The organism is Cytobacillus sp., assembly GCF_032154635.1.
Classification (GTDB): Bacteria; Bacillota; Bacilli; order Bacillales; family Cytobacillaceae; genus Cytobacillus.
In genome coordinates, this window is sequence record NZ_JALDXW010000025.1 from 19,586 (window position 1) to 35,822 (window position 16,237).

A 16,237-nucleotide genomic window follows, 5' to 3' on the forward strand; every position below is an offset into this window, starting at 1 on the left:
CATTCGCAATAGCAGCACTTCATATTTTGGCTGGGGAACTTGAATTTTCTAAAAATATGATGTATAGTACATTACAACAGTAATGCACTATATTAGAAGGGGGCGATTTCTATTCTTAATACGGATGGAACGAAGCCTATTTATGTGCAAATCGCAGAATGGATTGAAACGGAGATTATGAAAGGCAGCTTTGAAAGTGACCAAAAGGTGTATTCCCAATACCAGTTGGCGGAAATGTATACAATAAATCCGGCTACAGCAGCAAAGGGACTTAACTTGCTTGCTGATGAAGGCATCCTATTTAAAAAGCGGGGGCTTGGTATGTTTGTTTCAGTACACGCGAAAGAAATGATAATAAACAAACGGAAGAACCAAACATTGAAGCGATTAGTACAAGAAGTGGTTTTAGAGGCTTCTCGTTTGCAAATGAGTGAAGATGAATTAATTGAAATGATAAGGGCCGTTCAAAACGAGGAGGGGGAGCAATGAAGGTTATTGAGTGTAAAGATTTAACGAAATCTTATCTAGGGAAAAAGGCATTAAATCAGCTTTCCTTTTCTATTGCAGAAAATACAATTACAGGACTGATTGGCCGAAATGGGGCAGGGAAAACAACGTTGTTAAAAATAATAGCAGGTTTCCTCAAAGAAACTTCTGGGACGATCCATGTTTTTTCTGAAGGACCATTTAATAGCCTAAATGTGTCTGCAAACTCTATTTTTATCGATGATCAAATGAGCTTTCCTCCAGCATTGCAGTTATACGAATTATTAGAAGCTGCTGGGAGTTTCTATCCGAATTGGGATATGAGTTTAGCAGAACGCCTATTTGATTACTTTTCCTTTGATCGAAAAGCTTATCATCAGCGGCTTTCTAAAGGGAAAACGAGTACCTTCAATATGATTGTTGGCCTAGCAGCAAGATGTCCGTTAACAATTTTTGATGAGCCGACGTCAGGTATGGATACAGCAGTTAGAAAGGACTTTTACCGAGCACTGCTCAAGGATTACCTGGCTTTTCCTCGTACAATTATTCTTTCTAGTCATCATTTAGATGAAATAGAAGATTTACTGGAAGATATTCTTCTGATAAAGGATGGCCAAAAACATTTGCATATGCCAATGGATGATCTCAAGGAATGGGCGATTGGTATAAAAGGAGCAACTGTAACTGTTCTAGAATGGTTGGATAAGAAAGAACTGATTTATAAGAATCAAATAGGTGCAGATACGTTATACGCAGTGGTAAAAAATGATTTTGATGAGCCTTCATTTAGGAAAGCTAGTCTTGCAGGCTTAGAGATTACTCCTGTTTCTGCAAGTGATCTATGTGTCTATTTAACCAGTGAAACGAAAGGAGGCATTGACAATGTCTTTAATGATCGCTAATTTTGCGGATATTGTAAAAAAACAGTATCTTTTTAAACTAAAAGCAAATATCGATTCTTTCAGTTCACTTATATGGATTCAATTATTAGCTTTGCTATTTTCTTTAGGCGGTGTTGGTTCAACATTTGCCTCCTCAGGCAATCTTAGTATTGAAGTGAAGTATTATTCCGCAGATCTAGTTATTGCTTTTACAATGATTTGGGCTTTTGTAACAGCCATCATAATTACAACAAAGCCTTATCGAAACCAAGATTTTACTTTTGTGGCGAATCGTTTAAGCAGCAGCATGGCAAATGTACTATTTTTACTAACAGCTAGTATCATTGGTGGAATGACTGCTATGCTTGCCAACAACCTGCTGAAAATCATTGCTTATTTTCTTTTCAATGAGCAGCTATACAGCTTTCAGAGCGGATTAAAGGAATTTGCGCTGGGGATAGCTATGACCATTTTATATGTGTTCTGTATAAGTGCATTTGGCTATTTAGTCGGGACGTTAGTTCAAGTCAGTAAACTATTTATCTTTTTCGTTCCTGTTCTATTCTTTGGTACTATTCTGCTTACAACGAGGGTTCAAAAGGAGCCATTCTTAACAAGTATCTTTAAATTCTACTTTTTTGAGCCATCCCTTCTTTTAGCGCTTTTAAAGATCGTATTGACCAGTTGTTTATTCTTTTTTGCATCCATTGCTATTTTGAATCGAATGGAGGTTAGAAGATGAGTAGTATCATTCCTATATTACTGGTTGCACTTGCTATTGCATTCCTATCAATTAATAAGCGCAAAAAGTTTGTTACTGTGAAAATAACTCATTGGCTTCTTGTTATTTATGTAGGTGTGCTGCTCTTTTCAATGGCTGCTGCCCCATTTGTTGCAGATGGAAAATTACATGCTCGAGAAACCGTCAGTGAAAAGGAGCTCAGTCAAGCGGATAATCAGCTTCATCAAGCACTTAGACGAGGAAAAATTGAAGACATTGATGAAAGATACCTAGTCACTCAAAAGAACTTTGACAATTACCAAGGGAAGACACTTGAAATTGATACAATCTATGGGGACGTTCCCGAGCTATATGTGGAAAGAAAGCAAGTGGATGATGGGAAAATAGAGGTTTTCTGTTATGCGAGTGAACTGACCATTGATTCTATTGATTTCACTGATATGGCAGGTGAACCACTCAGCTATGTACTAGAGAATAATATCTTAACGATTAAACTACCGAAAGAGAGAGAAGTGAATGTTTCCATCGTGAAAAATGAATTTACAATTAATCAGTTTACTGAGGCTAGGGAAAAAGGAAGCCATATTATTGTGAACAGTCCATATTTGTACATTCGTATCCCGAAAAACCTCGAATTAATTGAAGGAACAGAAATGTCCGCAATCTTTGTTGGCGAATAATAAAAAAAAATCATGGGCTTTCTAAAAGCCCATGATTTTTTCCACTTCAAGTATTGTTATAATAAGGATAGGAGGATGATTCATTTGGAAAAAGATCCGCATTTTTACTTAAAAGAACTCGATGAGGAAACGCTTTTCATCGTATCTCAAACCTTTAAAGCATTGTCAGACCCAACAAGGATTCGTATTTTACATTTATTATTTGATGGCGAGCATTCCGTAAATGATATTGCTGAAAAACTGTCTCTGCTGCAATCAACCGTCTCCCATCAGCTTCGTTTTCTAAAAAACTTGCGTTTGGTTAAATTTAGAAGAGAAGGGACTTCCTTATTTTATTCATGCGATGATGAGCATGTGATGGATATTTTAAGACAAACGATTGAGCATGCAAATCATCATTAATTACAGCTTCCATGGTGATTTGGACAGCCATGCTCTATCTTTTCGATTTGAATCGTACTATGATCAATCTCGAAATCATCATGAAGGATTGCTTGTGCACGGTGGAGAATGGTATCATGAACAGCTTCTCCCTCAATAACCATATGGCAGCTTAACATCGGCATACCTGAAGTAATCGACCATATGTGCATGTCATGTACTTCTATGACAGCTGGGATTTTTAATAATGATGACTTTACCTTCTCCAGTTCAAGATTTGCCGGCGTTCCTTCCATTAAAATATGGAAAGACTCCTTTATAACTCTCCAGCCGCTAATTAAGATAAGAATTGCTACGATCACACTGGCAATTGGATCGGCAATTCCCCAGCCGAAGAAAATCATCAGCAAAGCAGCAATAATCGCGCCTACTGAGCCAAGCATATCACCAATTACGTGAAGGAAGGCACTGCGAACGTTAAGATTCTCCTCTTTATCTCCTCTCATTAAAATCCATGCTGCAATAATATTTACAAGTAAACCAATGCTTGAAATAATTAGCATTCCGCCACTAAGCACTTCAGGCGGATTCCAAAAACGATGGAAAGCTTCATAGAAAATATAAACGGAGATAACAATAAGTGTCAGCCCGTTAAGAGCAGCAGCAATAATCTCAAACCGTTTGTACCCGTATGTTTTTGAAGCAGAGGCCTTTCTTTCGCCAAGCTTAATGGCAAATAAGCTTAAACCTAATGCGGCAGCATCGCTCAGCATATGGCCAGCATCTGATAGGAGTGCAAGGCTGTTTGTTAATATCCCTCCGACTACTTCGACAATCATGAAAGATGCAATGAGAAGAAAGGATAAAAATAAAGCTCTTTTATTACCTGAATGTGCGTGTGAATGATTATGAACATGTGAATGTCCATGGTGATGTCCCATAAAGGATACCTCCTATTTTATTATATGAATATATGCTCATATATATTATGATACAAACGGATAAATAGTTCAACAATTAATTAAATATTGTCGAAATTAATTACTTAGTTTTATCTATTGCTTGAAAAAATATAAAGAGATTAAAAAAGGAAGACACTTGAATTAGTGTCTTCCTTACGTCATTAATCAATCTTATTAAGGTTTTGTTTTCTTTCTTGCTCTGCAATAATTTCGTTGTCTTCAGCATTATCTCTTGTAACCTTCTGAGTAAGAATGGCTCCAACTGCAACGAGGATCATAACAGCAATGTAATAGCCTTTTTCGTTTAGCTGCAGATTATCGGCGTTGTATAGACCGATGGAAAATAAAAATACACCAGCAAAAAACGTAAAGTAGGCTAATACGGTGAATGCAGTTGTATTTCTCCTTCGATATCTTTGCATAAGAATGACCTCCTTATAACTCTTGTAATCTATTTTGATTTTTAAAGCTTTGTTTGTTAGAAAGATAAAGTAGATGTTAATGATGGAAACTGTCATGATTATACCATATTTTTACTTGTATGGAAGTGGGTATTATGTCGTGTAATTATAAATGCAGCCTCGATATTGAGGCTGCATTTGGAAAGCTATTTCTTCTCTTGTTCTTTTCTAATAAAGTCCGAGTACTGCATTATTTGTAAGGTATTATCTATATATTTTTGCATATTCTTCGTGTTTTTCGTTTTCTTCATCGTTTCCCGATTATATAATCGTGCAGGAAGTTTAGCGCTTGGTGCTGTGTACAATGTATGATCACTGATAAAGGACCCACCCGGCATATAATAACGCATACCTAGCAGATTTTTTTTATATTGAAAAAGATTATGACCCATCATTTGTGAGTTGTGTTCAATTCCCAGCAGATTTAATAACGTAGGCATTAGGTCAATCTGACCTCCGAGCTGGGAATGTGTTTCACCATTGAAGATCCCAGGTGCATTAAAAATAACTGGGACGACAAAACGGTCATGTAAATTGTAATCATGCCCAAGCATTTCCTTTAATAGCTGTTCATCCTTCTCTGTCACTGGCGCTCCATGCAAGCCTGAGTGATCCCCGTAAATCAGGATGAGTGATTGATCATATATGCCTAGTTCCTTCAATGATTGAATAAATTTCCCAATCTGTTCATCCGTATACCGTACGGATTGGAGATAGTTCCCAACATATGTTTCCTTAAAGGAAGCCGGCAAATCGAGATATTCGTATTCATCTGGCATTTCAAAAGGGGTATGGCTTGTTAATGTAATAATATTTGAGTACATGAGCGAGTGCTTTTCTAATTGCCCTGGAAGTTGCTTTTCAACATAACTAAACAATACTTCGTCAGCTGGCCCAAACCCAATTTCCTTTTTATTTGGAATTTCCTCTTTTGTATATACATAGTTAAACCCAAGAGCAGGGTATAATTTATCCCGGCTCCAATATGTTATATCATCGGCATGATATGTAGCTGTTCCATATCCATTACGTGCCAATGTACGTACAAGTGAAGGGATTTCACTCCCATCAATGACATTCACTGTCGGATCCATGCCTTCAGGGTATAAAGAAGTATGCATAATCCATTCAGCGTCTGAGGTATTACCGGCGCCGATTTGCTGATAAACATGATCAAAATAGGCGCTGTCCTTTAGTAGTTTATTTAAATTTGGCGTAATTTCTTCCCCATTAATGGATTTGTTAATTACAAATTCCTGCAAGGACTCTACCTGAATGGTAAACACATGACGATTCTTAGCAAGCCCAAATGTTTCATGTTCGGAGTAAGGGACGTAAGCATTTCCTTTTAACTTTTCTAATTCTTCATCGGTTAAATGATCATTTTTTGCAAAAGCCTTCCCAAGTCCCCGTTCATAGAATTGAACGAATTGTGATTGAATATAGCCATGCTTTTTGGCAAAGTAAGAAACATCCACTAAGGGATAGAAAAAAGCAATGGCTGTTGTAACTAACCCGGCGCAGCTAAAAGCGATGGCTGACTTTTTTGCTAAAGGTAAGGTGAGTCGATTAGATGTTTTCGTGAAATACCATATGAGAGGAAGGATCAATACAACATCCAAGAAAAATAAAAAGTCATATGGTGTTCCAAGCAACGCAACTGTGCCTCCTACGGAATTCGATTGGTAAATTTGTTTGACATCATAATAGGAAGGAACAGTTGAAAAGTATCTAGTGTAATACATAATAACAATAAAAAGTGCAGATAAAGTTAGATTAAATATCCAGATAGAAAGCCATCTTCGCTTTTTGAAAATCAAAAGAAGACTTGTTAGCATGAGTGCCCATATAGGAAACTCGATAAAAGCAATATGGAAGATCGACTTGTTATCGAAAATAATCATTTGAAATGCAGTAATTTTGATAAATAACACAAGCATAATGAGTGTAAAAGGATGGGAAATATATTTTTTAAGATTCATATTCCACTTTTGCATACAAAGCACCTCTAACCAAAGAATTCCTTTTTTAAACTTAACAAATTTTCACCAAACCTTGCAAACAAAAGTATACTTGTAAGTATGTCTATTTGCTTTGCAATTTATTAATGATCGCTTTAAAAGGACTTCACTCATTATGACGTAAGTGCCTAATAGAAAGATTCAGAATAAGGGAACTTTTTTGCTGTCGCTTCGTAAATGAATTAATACAAAAGAAGATATCGGAGTGATAGACATTGGAGAAGAAATTACTTGAAGAAAATGTAGAAGTGCTGCGCCGAGCTGCAGGCAATTGGATGGATCGCCGTCTAGTACTGTTAACCGCTGCCCAATTTGCGGCAAAAGGGAAAAAAATCGATGGACATGCTTTTATTAAAGTCGCTGATCTGGTGAAGAGCAGTACATCTATGTTTTCGCCGTTAAGAGGGATTTATTTTTCAATGACTGGGCTAATCATGGCAAAGGATAGCCATCCAGAAGTGGAAATTAGCCGCTTGCATCATAATTATCAAATATTACGAAAGGCAAATATGCGTTCATCCTCGTTCACATATATTGCTGCATTTTTATTAGATGATGATATGGATGCGAGCCGGATCCATGCGATATATGAAGAAATGAAAAAGCATCACCGCTTCCTTACTTCTTATGATGATTACCCAGCGGCAGTGATTATAGCCAAAAGGGATGGCAGGGTAAATGAACTAATAGAAATTTCCGAGCGTTATTACCGCGGGTTGAATGATAAGGGATTATGGAAAGGGAACAATCTGCAATTTTTGGCAAATATGCTTGTAATGTGTGGGGATTTTCAGCACGAATTGGTGAGAGAGGTTATCTATGCAAAAGAAGAGCTTATCCGACGGGGTTTAAAGGTAAAGGACATTCATTACCCTGCACTTGGCGTCATTGCGCTTACAGGAAAAATAAAGGAAGCTGCCAGTCTTGCTGTCAAGCTATCAGAGATGAAAGAATTTAAATGGTATAAAGAGATGGCGATTAGTGTAGCAGCAACCTTTGTATCGCAGGATTATATTGACGCATCCGCAGAACTGACAACAGCGATTCATGCGATGATTCAGGCACAGCAGGCATCTGCAGCGGCTGTTACGGCAGCATCTGCAGCCGCTGCCTCTTCAGGAAGTTAGGGCATATCCATAATGGATGTGCTTTTTTTGAATTGACCGAAAATGTAGGCAATTTTTCCGGTATATGAAGATTGTGTATAAAACCAGAAAATACCTGTGCTATTTGTTCGAAATTCCTTATTATCTCTTGCATGGTTGCGTATTTCTGTGTCAATATCAATATATTGATGAATGTCGTTATAATAGATATTCGAGGAGATGAATAAGTTGAATAAAGCAGTTATTTTAGGGTGTAATTATTATATAGGTTTAAGTACCATCCGTTGTCTGGGTGTGAATGGAATACATACAGTTGCAGTGGATTATGCTGGGGCTGATACGTACGGGGCTGAATCGAAATATTGTTCGGAGCGCCTGATTGCGCCTCATTATAAAAAGGAAACAGAAGCTTTCGTGCAATTTCTAAAGGAGTATGCGAGCAAGGAAAATGAAAAGCCAGTTCTTATTCCTTGTCATGATTCATATGTAGAAGTAATCGATGAGTACTTAGATGAACTTAAAGAAGGCTATCTGATCCCTCAAACGAAAAAAGGGCTGTATTCGCAAGTCATGAATAAAGAAGCTCTTCATGCATTAGCGATGGAAAAGGGGATGCTTGTACCAGAAACGGTCCGAGTCAATGAAGAAAACTTTTTTGAAAAAATCGATACAATCATTAAATATCCTTGCATTGTGAAACCAACTGATTCACCTACGTTTGTAGCCACTTTCAGGAGAAAGATTTTTAAGGTTCATAATAAAGAGGAATTAGAAGATGCTTTAGCAAAAGCAGAAAAAGCAGGCTTAGAAGTAATTGTTCAGCGGATTATTCCTGGATTTGATGATCATATGTACACATTTGATGCATATTTAAATCAAGATTCTAAGGTAACTCATTGGGTAACCTGTCAAAAACATCGTCAATATCCAATTAACTTCGGTGCTTCTGTTTATACGGAGCAAAAATATGTTCCAGAGCTTTACGAGATTGGGGCGAAATTTTTAGAGGAAATTGGATACAAAGGTTTTGCGGAAATTGAGTTTAAGAAGGATGCGGAAACAGGCAAATATTATTTAATTGAAATCAATGCGAGAATTACAAACCTCAACAATCTATTGTATAAGGTCGGTGTTAACTTTCCTTATATTACGTACCGTGAACTAACCGGCTCTCCGCTTCCGCCAAAAGCGGTGAAAGAAGATAAAAATCGTGTATTTTGGTACGCTTATGAGGATATGTTAGCGATAAAGGGTTATATTCGAACGGGTCAACTGACTAGAGGCGAAGTGTTTAAATCGCTATTCAAGAAAAAGGCTTATGCAATCTGGGATTGGCAGGATCCAAAGCCTGGAATGATCTTTTTCAAGAAAACAGCTGGGAAGATGCTCAAAAGAAAATAATTGATAGATGCAGAAAAGAGGTAGTAAATAATGCAGTTAGAGGAACTTCTACGTTCGATAAAGGTTGAGCGTGTTTATAATGACAAGGATATAAGGATTAGCGGTATTTCCTACCATTCGCAAAAGGTTTCTAATGGACATCTATTCGTTTGTGTTCGCGGATATAAAACAGATGGCCATAAATACCTTGCTCAGGCTGTAGCCAATGGAGCTGTAGCAGCTGTTGTAGAAGAAGTACAGGAAGCATTCGATATCCCGCAATTTGTTGTGAAGAACAGCAGAATTGCTCTTGCACAATTAGGCGATGCCTTTTATGATCATCCTTCTAAAAAGATGAAGATGATTGGCGTTACTGCAACAAATGGAAAAACAACTACATCCTATATGATTAATGCCATTCTTGAAAATGAAGGGTTTAAAACGGGATTAATCGGAACGGTTTCTATAAAAATTGATGATATGTCGATCCCTGCAGAGCTGACAACACCAGAATCATTGGATTTACAAAATTACTTAAATCAAATGGTGGAGAATGATGTTTCACATGTTTGTATGGAAGTATCATCAGCAGCTCTTGAGACTCATCGAGTGGAGACAGTTGATTATGATATTGTTTCATTAAACAATGTTAGCCGGGAACATATCGATTCACATGGTTCATTTGAACAGTATTTCGAAGCGAAATCCAGTTTAATTAGAAATGCGAGTGAGAAAAGCTTTGCTGTTCTTAACCTTGATGATCCATACTCAGCATCGCTTGTTAATCAAACAAAAGCAAAGGTAATTACCTTTGGCGTAAATAGCAAAGAAGGCCATATCCATTGTAAAAATTTAGATTTAACAACGGGAAGAGCTAAATTTACTGTTGAAATTTTGAAGGCGTTTAAAGCGAATGGCGCAGAATACATCCCGGGAGAATTTGATATCGAGCTGTCTGTTCCTGGCCTTCATTCTGTATACAATTCAATGGTTGCGATTACGGTAGCATTGCTTTCCGGTGTAGCCGTGTCAACAATCCAGCATACATTGAAAAACTTTGCTGGTGTTGAAAGGCGATTTGAATTTATTTATGAAGAAGATATTAAAATAATTGATGATCATTTTGCAAATACAGGGAATATCAACGTAACACTGCAAACCTTAAAGTATATGGATTACAAAAAGCTTCATATAGTATATGCCATTCGTGGGGAGCGCGGACCAACAGTTAACCGAGAAAATGCGGAAGCGATTGTTGAATGGGCGGCGAAGCTTGGTTTGAATGAGATTATTGCAACAAAGAGCGTCTCTCATGTGACTGCTAAGGATAAGGTGACAGATGAGGAACAGCGTGTCTTTGAAGAGGTCATGGGTGAAGCACGTATCCAAGTTGATTTATATGAAGAATTACCAGATGCGATTGCCCGTGCATTGGCTAAGGCGGAAGAAGGAGATTTGGTTCTTCTAGCTGGCTGTCAAGGAATGGATCATGGAGCTGAAATTGCTTTGCAGTTACTTCGCGAAAAAAAAGAACTTCGTTTAGAAATACTTGAATAGATTGAAGTATAAAAAATTGTTAATTGAGAAGGTTGAATAATGGGAAAGAAGAGCTTAGGTGTAATCGGCGGAATGGGACCGATGGCCACATCTGTTTTTTTTGAAAAGGTAATTGAAAATACTGTAGCTGGATCTGACCAAGATCATATTAATATGATCATTCTTAATCATGCGACATTGCCCGACCGAACAAGTGTGATTTTGAATAATGAGGAAGATACTTTTATTCATGCAGTTGAAAAGGATATAAAGCTGCTTGAGAGTGCCGGCGTAGCAAATATTGCGATTCCTTGTAATACTTCACACTATTTCTATGATAAGATGCAGGAAATGACAAGTGTCAACATTATTCATATGATTGATGAGACATGTAAAGCGATTCATCAAACATATGGTGATCAAAGCAAGGTGGGCATCTTGGCAACGAATGGCACAGTAAGCAGCGGCATATATGAAAAGGGCTGCAATGCCTATAATATGCAGTTGTATAAGCCGAACAAGGTCTATCAGGACCAAATTATGAATACAATTTATAATGTAAAAAGCGATTTGGACATCGATGTAAATATAATCGAAAATATTATAAAGGACTTAGTTCATAATGAAGGCTGCAGCTGTGTGATCCTCGCCTGCACGGAGCTGTCATGCTTGAAGTTAAGTGATGCAGTAACGCCATACTGTGTAGATGCAATGGATGTACTAGTCGAGAGATCGATCGAGTATTCTGGCGGAGTTGTGAAAAAGGCGAAAAACTAATTGAGGTAAATTGAGGGAGGGGTACCTTTTGAAACTGAATGAAGTGGAAAAATTTGAAGAGTTTTTGTCAGAGTCGTTTGGCGATGGCGTACACATTAGAGAGCTTCGCTTATCTAATGAGGAAACAGAATATATTAAAAAGACCTATCCTATGGCTGTTTTTAATAAAAGCTTGCAAAAGGAAACTTCAGACGGAAAAAACTGGTACAAGGTAACTCTTTTACCCCTAACCAAGAAAAACAATCATGATGATATTACAGCAATCAAGCAAGAAAACATAAAGCTAAAACGGGAAATAGAAGTGCTTAGAAGAACGATGAAGATTGATAAAAGTAAATAACTCGGAAACAAGCCGCTCGGGATGCTGGAGCGGCTTGTCTTATTTTGGGATGAGGTGAATAAATAGAAGGTGAAGCCATGTTTATGGTTAAATTGGAGGAACTGTTCGCATAAAAAGCAAATAGAGCTCAATGTTGGTTAAAACTGGAAGGATTGGTCGCGTAAAAAATGGATTGGGCCTAATAATGGTTGAAACTGGAAGAACCGGTCACGTAAATACGGAAAGAGCTCGATAATGGATAATTCGTACAAGCAACTCTATGATTCTACATAATAAGAAGATTTCCCATAGCCAATGCTTGTATAGTTCTCTAATAGAATCTTCCGAATAAGTTTCTTGGATTTTATAACCTTGCACTATTCAAAAATAGCATTTGTCGTTACTTTTCTATCAGGGAAAAGGAGGATAAACTCTTCCACACTTCGGATAATTGAGGATTTGACATCATCCCTACATAAGCATTTTGAGCATACTAAAATATGATCTTGGAATCGCAACTCACAAGATTGGCAGGATATACAGATGATCCCCTTTTTTAGCTGTTCATAAGTATATTCAGGCACTCTTTTGTATGGTGATTCTTTTAAATGAACAGACATTAACTTTTCGGCCATTTGTATGCTTTTTCTGCTTGCTGGTTTAACAGATAATTTTTTTGAAAATCGTTTCAGCTGAGTGGGGAAAATAATCGATTGGCTAAGTGGGGCATGATATAGATGAAAGTGGGGGTTAATGAAGATTACATAGGGTTCTATATGTTTATTTATTCCTAGGTTTTGAAGCAATTGCCTGAGCAAGGATTCACTTCGTTTCAATTGGAGTAAGGGGTTCTTAATTTCCTTCTTTGCTAGCGTCAGCCATCTACCCTTTTCATTAATTATAAAATCTCCTTCATAATTTTTAACTTCGAAAAAATAAAGAGTCTCATTAACAAGCAGCAATGAATCAATTTGAAAAGTAGTATGATTGCTTTCAAACAATAAATCATTCAAAATGAGCCAATTCTCTGAATCAGCCAAACTGCCCATCCACGCATCAAATTGAAGTTCTCCTTCATACCCCTTTTCAAGGAGCCTATAATACTGTACCTCTTCAGCAAATAAATTCATGCGCCTATTTAATATTCGAAAAATCTTTAATTCTTCTGATTCATAACGGGGTTTTATTACCGTGACAGCTCCCACCAATTATAATTTATAATCATTCTATGAAATATTACCTATTTTTACAAGCGGGGGAATCTGCTGAAATATAAATGTAATAATTTTTGTGATTAAATTTATAAATGACAATGCTATAATATAAAATGTGTGAAGATACAACAAAATATGACTCGTTTTCCTTAAATGATAACATCATTCTACAATCTACCTCATAAACCATTCTTTAACTTCCGCCAAAACTAGACAAATGAGGTTTACTGTTCTATAGGAATAGAATCTTAAAGTACATAAGGTAATAGAGAGGAGACATGGATCAAATTGAAACAAAGATTTCTCACTCTAGGAATTGGAATTATCTTAGGCTGCAGCAGTTTACTCATGCCAATGTCGAGCACTGCCAATGCAGCAACAAATAAGCAGCTAGAGGAAAAAAAGAAGGCAATTCAAGAAAAACGTTCAAATGTTCAATCAGAGATTAGTCAAAAGAAAGATGACTTAGTTCAAATTGGGGAAGAAAAATCAGCAGTTCAGAAAGAGCTGGATAAATTAGAACTTACAATTGCAGACACGGAGAATAAAATTAAAGAAAAAGAAGCGCAAATTGCAGCTGCAAAAGAGGAAATTAAAAAACTCCAGCAAGAGATTGCTATTTTAAAAGAACAGATTAAAAAGAGAGACGAGCTATTAAAGGAACGTATTCGTTCCATTCAAGAAAATGGCGGAGTCATTAATTATCTAGATGTATTATTAGGTGCGCAAAGCTTCAGCGACTTTATTAACCGTGTAAGTGCGGTAACTTCATTCATGGAAGCAGACCGCGATTTGCTTCGCATGCACCAAGAAGATAAGGCGCTGCTTGATAAAAAAGAAGCAGAAGCACAGAAGCAATTAGAAGAACTTAATAAAAAATTGGCCGAGCTTGAAGGAATGAAGAAAAAGCTTGATGGTCAATATGTTGAAAGAAATAAACTGTTAGCTGAGTTAAAAGAGCAAGAAAAGGATATGCATGAAGAACTTCTTGAATTTGAAGATGAGGCTGCCATCCTTGCAGCTCAAGAACAGGCAATTAAACGAGAAATTGAAGCGTGGAATAAAAGACAGCGTGAATTAGAAGAGCAAAGGAAAAAACAAGCGGCAAAGCAGAAGAATAACCAAGGAAACAAGGTCGGTGCAGCTCCAGAAATGACAAATGGAGTATTTATGAATCCCGCAACAGGCAGACTGACCTCCCATTATGGACAGAGATGGGGCAGATTGCATTCAGGCATCGATATTGGTAAAGGCGGCCGAACAGAGGCAGTTCCAATTGTTGCTGCTGCATCAGGAGAGGTAATCAAAGCGAATTTTGACCGAAGCTACGGAAATGTCGTTATGATTACACATGTAATTGATGGACAAGTCATGACAACTGTCTATGGTCATATGGAATCCCTTTCCGTATCGAATGGACAAAGGGTAGAAAAAGGTCAGCTGTTAGGTTATATGGGGAATACAGGTCATTCAACAGGCCCGCATTTACACTTTGAAATCCACCACGGACCATGGAATGGAAGCAGATCAAACTCTGTTAACCCTCTTAAATATGTAAACTATTAAGCTATCGAAAAGCACTCACCAATAGGTGTAGTGCTTTTTTCTAATTGGGTAGTCTATTTATTGCAAGTTCTTAATCAAACGATTGATTAGTTATGCTGATCTTTAGGGGTGAGATACATTTGAATATTCATGTGCTGGCAAAAGATGGGTTAGAGGCTCAAGGAATTCGGTGGATGCTCGAATCACATCTGCCTGGTATTCAGTTGACGCTATGGAATACGATGGAGGAGTTTTCAGGAGCAGTGCAAAAAGAGTTGCCGGACCTTGTCATATTGGATATGGACAGTTGGACGAAGAGCAACGAAAGATTCTGTGAGCTGCTCCAACGGTATAAAATACGCTGGTTGGGTCTATCCTCTGAGCGGATATTTCAAACTGCCTACCGTGCGCTCCGTTTTCGTGCAGAAGATGTTATTTTCCGTCCGATATCACCCGATGATTTGAAAAAACATATACAGCAAATCCGATATCAAACACGAAATGACCAACACTTTTTCTTGAATCAGGATGGCGATAAGGTAGAAACATATACGATTGATTACCCTGATTTATTTTTATTAGAAAAGGATAGATCCTATCCGATCACAATGGTTGCTTTTCTGACACCTAATGCTGAAACACTTCCGCTTGTCTATGATGCTCTGCAGCGTTATTCCTTTCCAGGTAAGCATAAGCTTTTTGCATTATCTGATTTTATTCTATGTGTACAGGAAAATGGAAAAATAGAATCGATTAGAGAGGTTTATCATTCTTTCCTATCAAGGTGGAAAGAGAGAATGGATGAGCCGCTTGCCATTGTCATTAACATAGATTCTTCAATAGGCTCATTAAAGAAAACGTATCAGCAAACAAGACAATTAACAAAAAGGGTCTTTTTTGAGGGCTATGACATTATTTTGGAGGAAAACAAACAAAAGGAGCCATTAGAAATGGACCCTTTTCTGACACCACTTGAACAGCGTCAATGGATTGAGATGCTTGAAACAAGGAATATAAAGGCAATAAGAGAGTGGGTAGAGCGTGAATTTCTAACGTATGACCGTCCTTATCCAGACCCTGAAATGGTTCGTATCCGATTAACAAGTGTACTCGCTCAAATCCGGAGGCATATGAAAGCGTATAATCTTCATAGTGTGTCTCTTGAAGCGAGCTATCACGAGGTTTTTAAGCAAATTATTCATCAGTCTGTTATTTATCAAATTGTTCAAGAGCTTCTAACATTTATCCAGAAGTTGCTTCTTCAGGTTCAAGAGCAAATACAAGACGGTCCCCGGCCACTTGTGGAGAAAGTTCAGGAATTGATTGAATCAAATTATTGGGATGCTGGTTGGAATTTAGCAGCATGTGCGGAAGGACTGCGCATGAACAAAAGTACGCTTAGCAGGCGGTTTTTAGCTGAATCTGGGCAAACCTTCCGTGCTCATCTTCATCAAGTAAGAATTCGAGAAGCTAAGCGACTGCTGCAAGAAACGGATATTTCATTAGATGAAGTTGCTCGATTAATCGGCTATGCCCATCAAACGTATTTCAATGCCAAATTCAAACAGTACGTAGGCAGTACGCCTTTGGCTTTTCGAACGGGAATTAGGCGATGAAGGAAAGATGTTTTTATTGAGATGAGCTGTATTCGTACAGCTTATTTTTTTTTACAAGCTATCGAAGAAAAGCAGGAAGTTATGTGTTTATATATAAATATTTATATATAAACATTTACATATTGATTAA

At 37.5% G+C, this 16,237-nt stretch carries 16 protein-coding genes; 12 read left to right on the forward strand and 4 right to left on the reverse strand.

Features of this window, described 5'->3' with window-relative positions; translation table 11 throughout:
- Positions 1-144: 144 nt before the first annotated feature.
- The 5 genes from RUH74_RS16455 (at position 145) to RUH74_RS16475 (ending at position 3,191) form a co-directional block, all read left to right on the forward strand.
- Positions 145-489, forward strand: a complete 345-nt coding sequence (locus RUH74_RS16455; protein ID WP_313801916.1) for a GntR family transcriptional regulator — start codon at positions 145-147, stop codon at positions 487-489.
- The gene (locus RUH74_RS16460) at positions 486-1,388 is read left to right on the forward strand and encodes an ATP-binding cassette domain-containing protein (protein ID WP_313801918.1); all 903 of its coding nucleotides are present in this window, start codon (positions 486-488) and stop codon (positions 1,386-1,388) included. The genes RUH74_RS16455 and RUH74_RS16460 overlap by 4 nt, the downstream gene beginning before the upstream one ends.
- Positions 1,369-2,109, forward strand: coding sequence for a hypothetical protein (locus tag RUH74_RS16465; RefSeq protein ID WP_313801920.1), 741 nt, complete (start codon positions 1,369-1,371; stop codon positions 2,107-2,109). The genes RUH74_RS16460 and RUH74_RS16465 overlap by 20 nt, the downstream gene beginning before the upstream one ends.
- Positions 2,106-2,789: a hypothetical protein gene (locus RUH74_RS16470; RefSeq protein ID WP_313801922.1), complete on the forward strand. Its 684-nt coding sequence runs from the start codon at positions 2,106-2,108 to the stop codon at positions 2,787-2,789. The genes RUH74_RS16465 and RUH74_RS16470 overlap by 4 nt, the downstream gene beginning before the upstream one ends.
- Before the next feature lie 84 nt (positions 2,790-2,873).
- Positions 2,874-3,191, forward strand: coding sequence for an ArsR/SmtB family transcription factor (locus RUH74_RS16475; RefSeq protein ID WP_313801924.1), 318 nt, complete (start codon positions 2,874-2,876; stop codon positions 3,189-3,191).
- Here the strand turns inward: RUH74_RS16475 and RUH74_RS16480 are convergent.
- From RUH74_RS16480 to RUH74_RS16490, 3 genes are all read right to left on the reverse strand, one after another.
- A complete protein-coding gene (locus tag RUH74_RS16480; RefSeq protein ID WP_313801925.1) occupies positions 3,188-4,111 on the reverse strand; it encodes a cation diffusion facilitator family transporter in 924 nt (307 codons plus the stop codon). The genes RUH74_RS16475 and RUH74_RS16480 overlap by 4 nt on opposite strands.
- Positions 4,112-4,293: 182 nt before the next feature.
- Positions 4,294-4,554: a YiaA/YiaB family inner membrane protein gene (locus RUH74_RS16485; RefSeq protein ID WP_053477928.1), complete on the reverse strand. Its 261-nt coding sequence runs from the start codon at positions 4,552-4,554 to the stop codon at positions 4,294-4,296.
- A 185-nt stretch (positions 4,555-4,739) separates the two neighbouring features.
- On the reverse strand, positions 4,740-6,590 hold the full coding sequence (locus tag RUH74_RS16490; RefSeq protein ID WP_313801931.1) for an LTA synthase family protein: 1,851 nt from the start codon (positions 6,588-6,590) through the stop codon (positions 4,740-4,742).
- 239 nt (positions 6,591-6,829) lie between these two features.
- On the opposite strand from RUH74_RS16490, the gene RUH74_RS16495 reads away from it, so the two are divergent.
- The 5 genes from RUH74_RS16495 to RUH74_RS16515 all read left to right on the forward strand — a co-directional run bounded on the left by RUH74_RS16495 (position 6,830) and on the right by RUH74_RS16515 (position 11,753).
- Complete coding sequence (locus RUH74_RS16495) at positions 6,830-7,741, forward strand: DUF4003 family protein (RefSeq protein ID WP_313801933.1); 912 nt, start codon at positions 6,830-6,832, stop codon at positions 7,739-7,741.
- Between the two features lie 207 nt (positions 7,742-7,948).
- On the forward strand, positions 7,949-9,121 hold the full coding sequence (locus tag RUH74_RS16500) for a carboxylate--amine ligase (protein WP_396230075.1): 1,173 nt from the start codon (positions 7,949-7,951) through the stop codon (positions 9,119-9,121).
- Between the two features lie 30 nt (positions 9,122-9,151).
- Positions 9,152-10,657 (forward strand): Mur ligase family protein, encoded by a 1,506-nt coding sequence (locus RUH74_RS16505; protein ID WP_313801935.1) that lies wholly within the window; start codon positions 9,152-9,154, stop codon positions 10,655-10,657.
- Between the two features lie 39 nt (positions 10,658-10,696).
- Positions 10,697-11,413 (forward strand): cysteate racemase, encoded by a 717-nt coding sequence (gene cuyB, locus RUH74_RS16510; protein ID WP_313801936.1) that lies wholly within the window; start codon positions 10,697-10,699, stop codon positions 11,411-11,413.
- 28 nt (positions 11,414-11,441) lie between these two features.
- Complete coding sequence (locus tag RUH74_RS16515) at positions 11,442-11,753, forward strand: hypothetical protein (protein ID WP_313801938.1); 312 nt, start codon at positions 11,442-11,444, stop codon at positions 11,751-11,753.
- A 356-nt stretch (positions 11,754-12,109) separates the two neighbouring features.
- Here RUH74_RS16515 and RUH74_RS16520 read toward each other — a convergent pair whose 3' ends face one another.
- Positions 12,110-12,862, reverse strand: a complete 753-nt coding sequence (locus tag RUH74_RS16520) for a nuclease-related domain-containing protein (RefSeq protein ID WP_313801940.1) — start codon at positions 12,860-12,862, stop codon at positions 12,110-12,112.
- Between the two features lie 372 nt (positions 12,863-13,234).
- Here RUH74_RS16520 and RUH74_RS16525 point away from each other — a divergent pair, with 372 nt between their 5' ends.
- Complete coding sequence (locus RUH74_RS16525; RefSeq protein WP_313801942.1) at positions 13,235-14,512, forward strand: murein hydrolase activator EnvC family protein; 1,278 nt, start codon at positions 13,235-13,237, stop codon at positions 14,510-14,512.
- Between the two features lie 119 nt (positions 14,513-14,631).
- Positions 14,632-16,107 (forward strand): helix-turn-helix domain-containing protein, encoded by a 1,476-nt coding sequence (locus RUH74_RS16530; RefSeq protein ID WP_313801944.1) that lies wholly within the window; start codon positions 14,632-14,634, stop codon positions 16,105-16,107.
- The last annotated feature ends 130 nt before the right edge of the window (positions 16,108-16,237 follow it).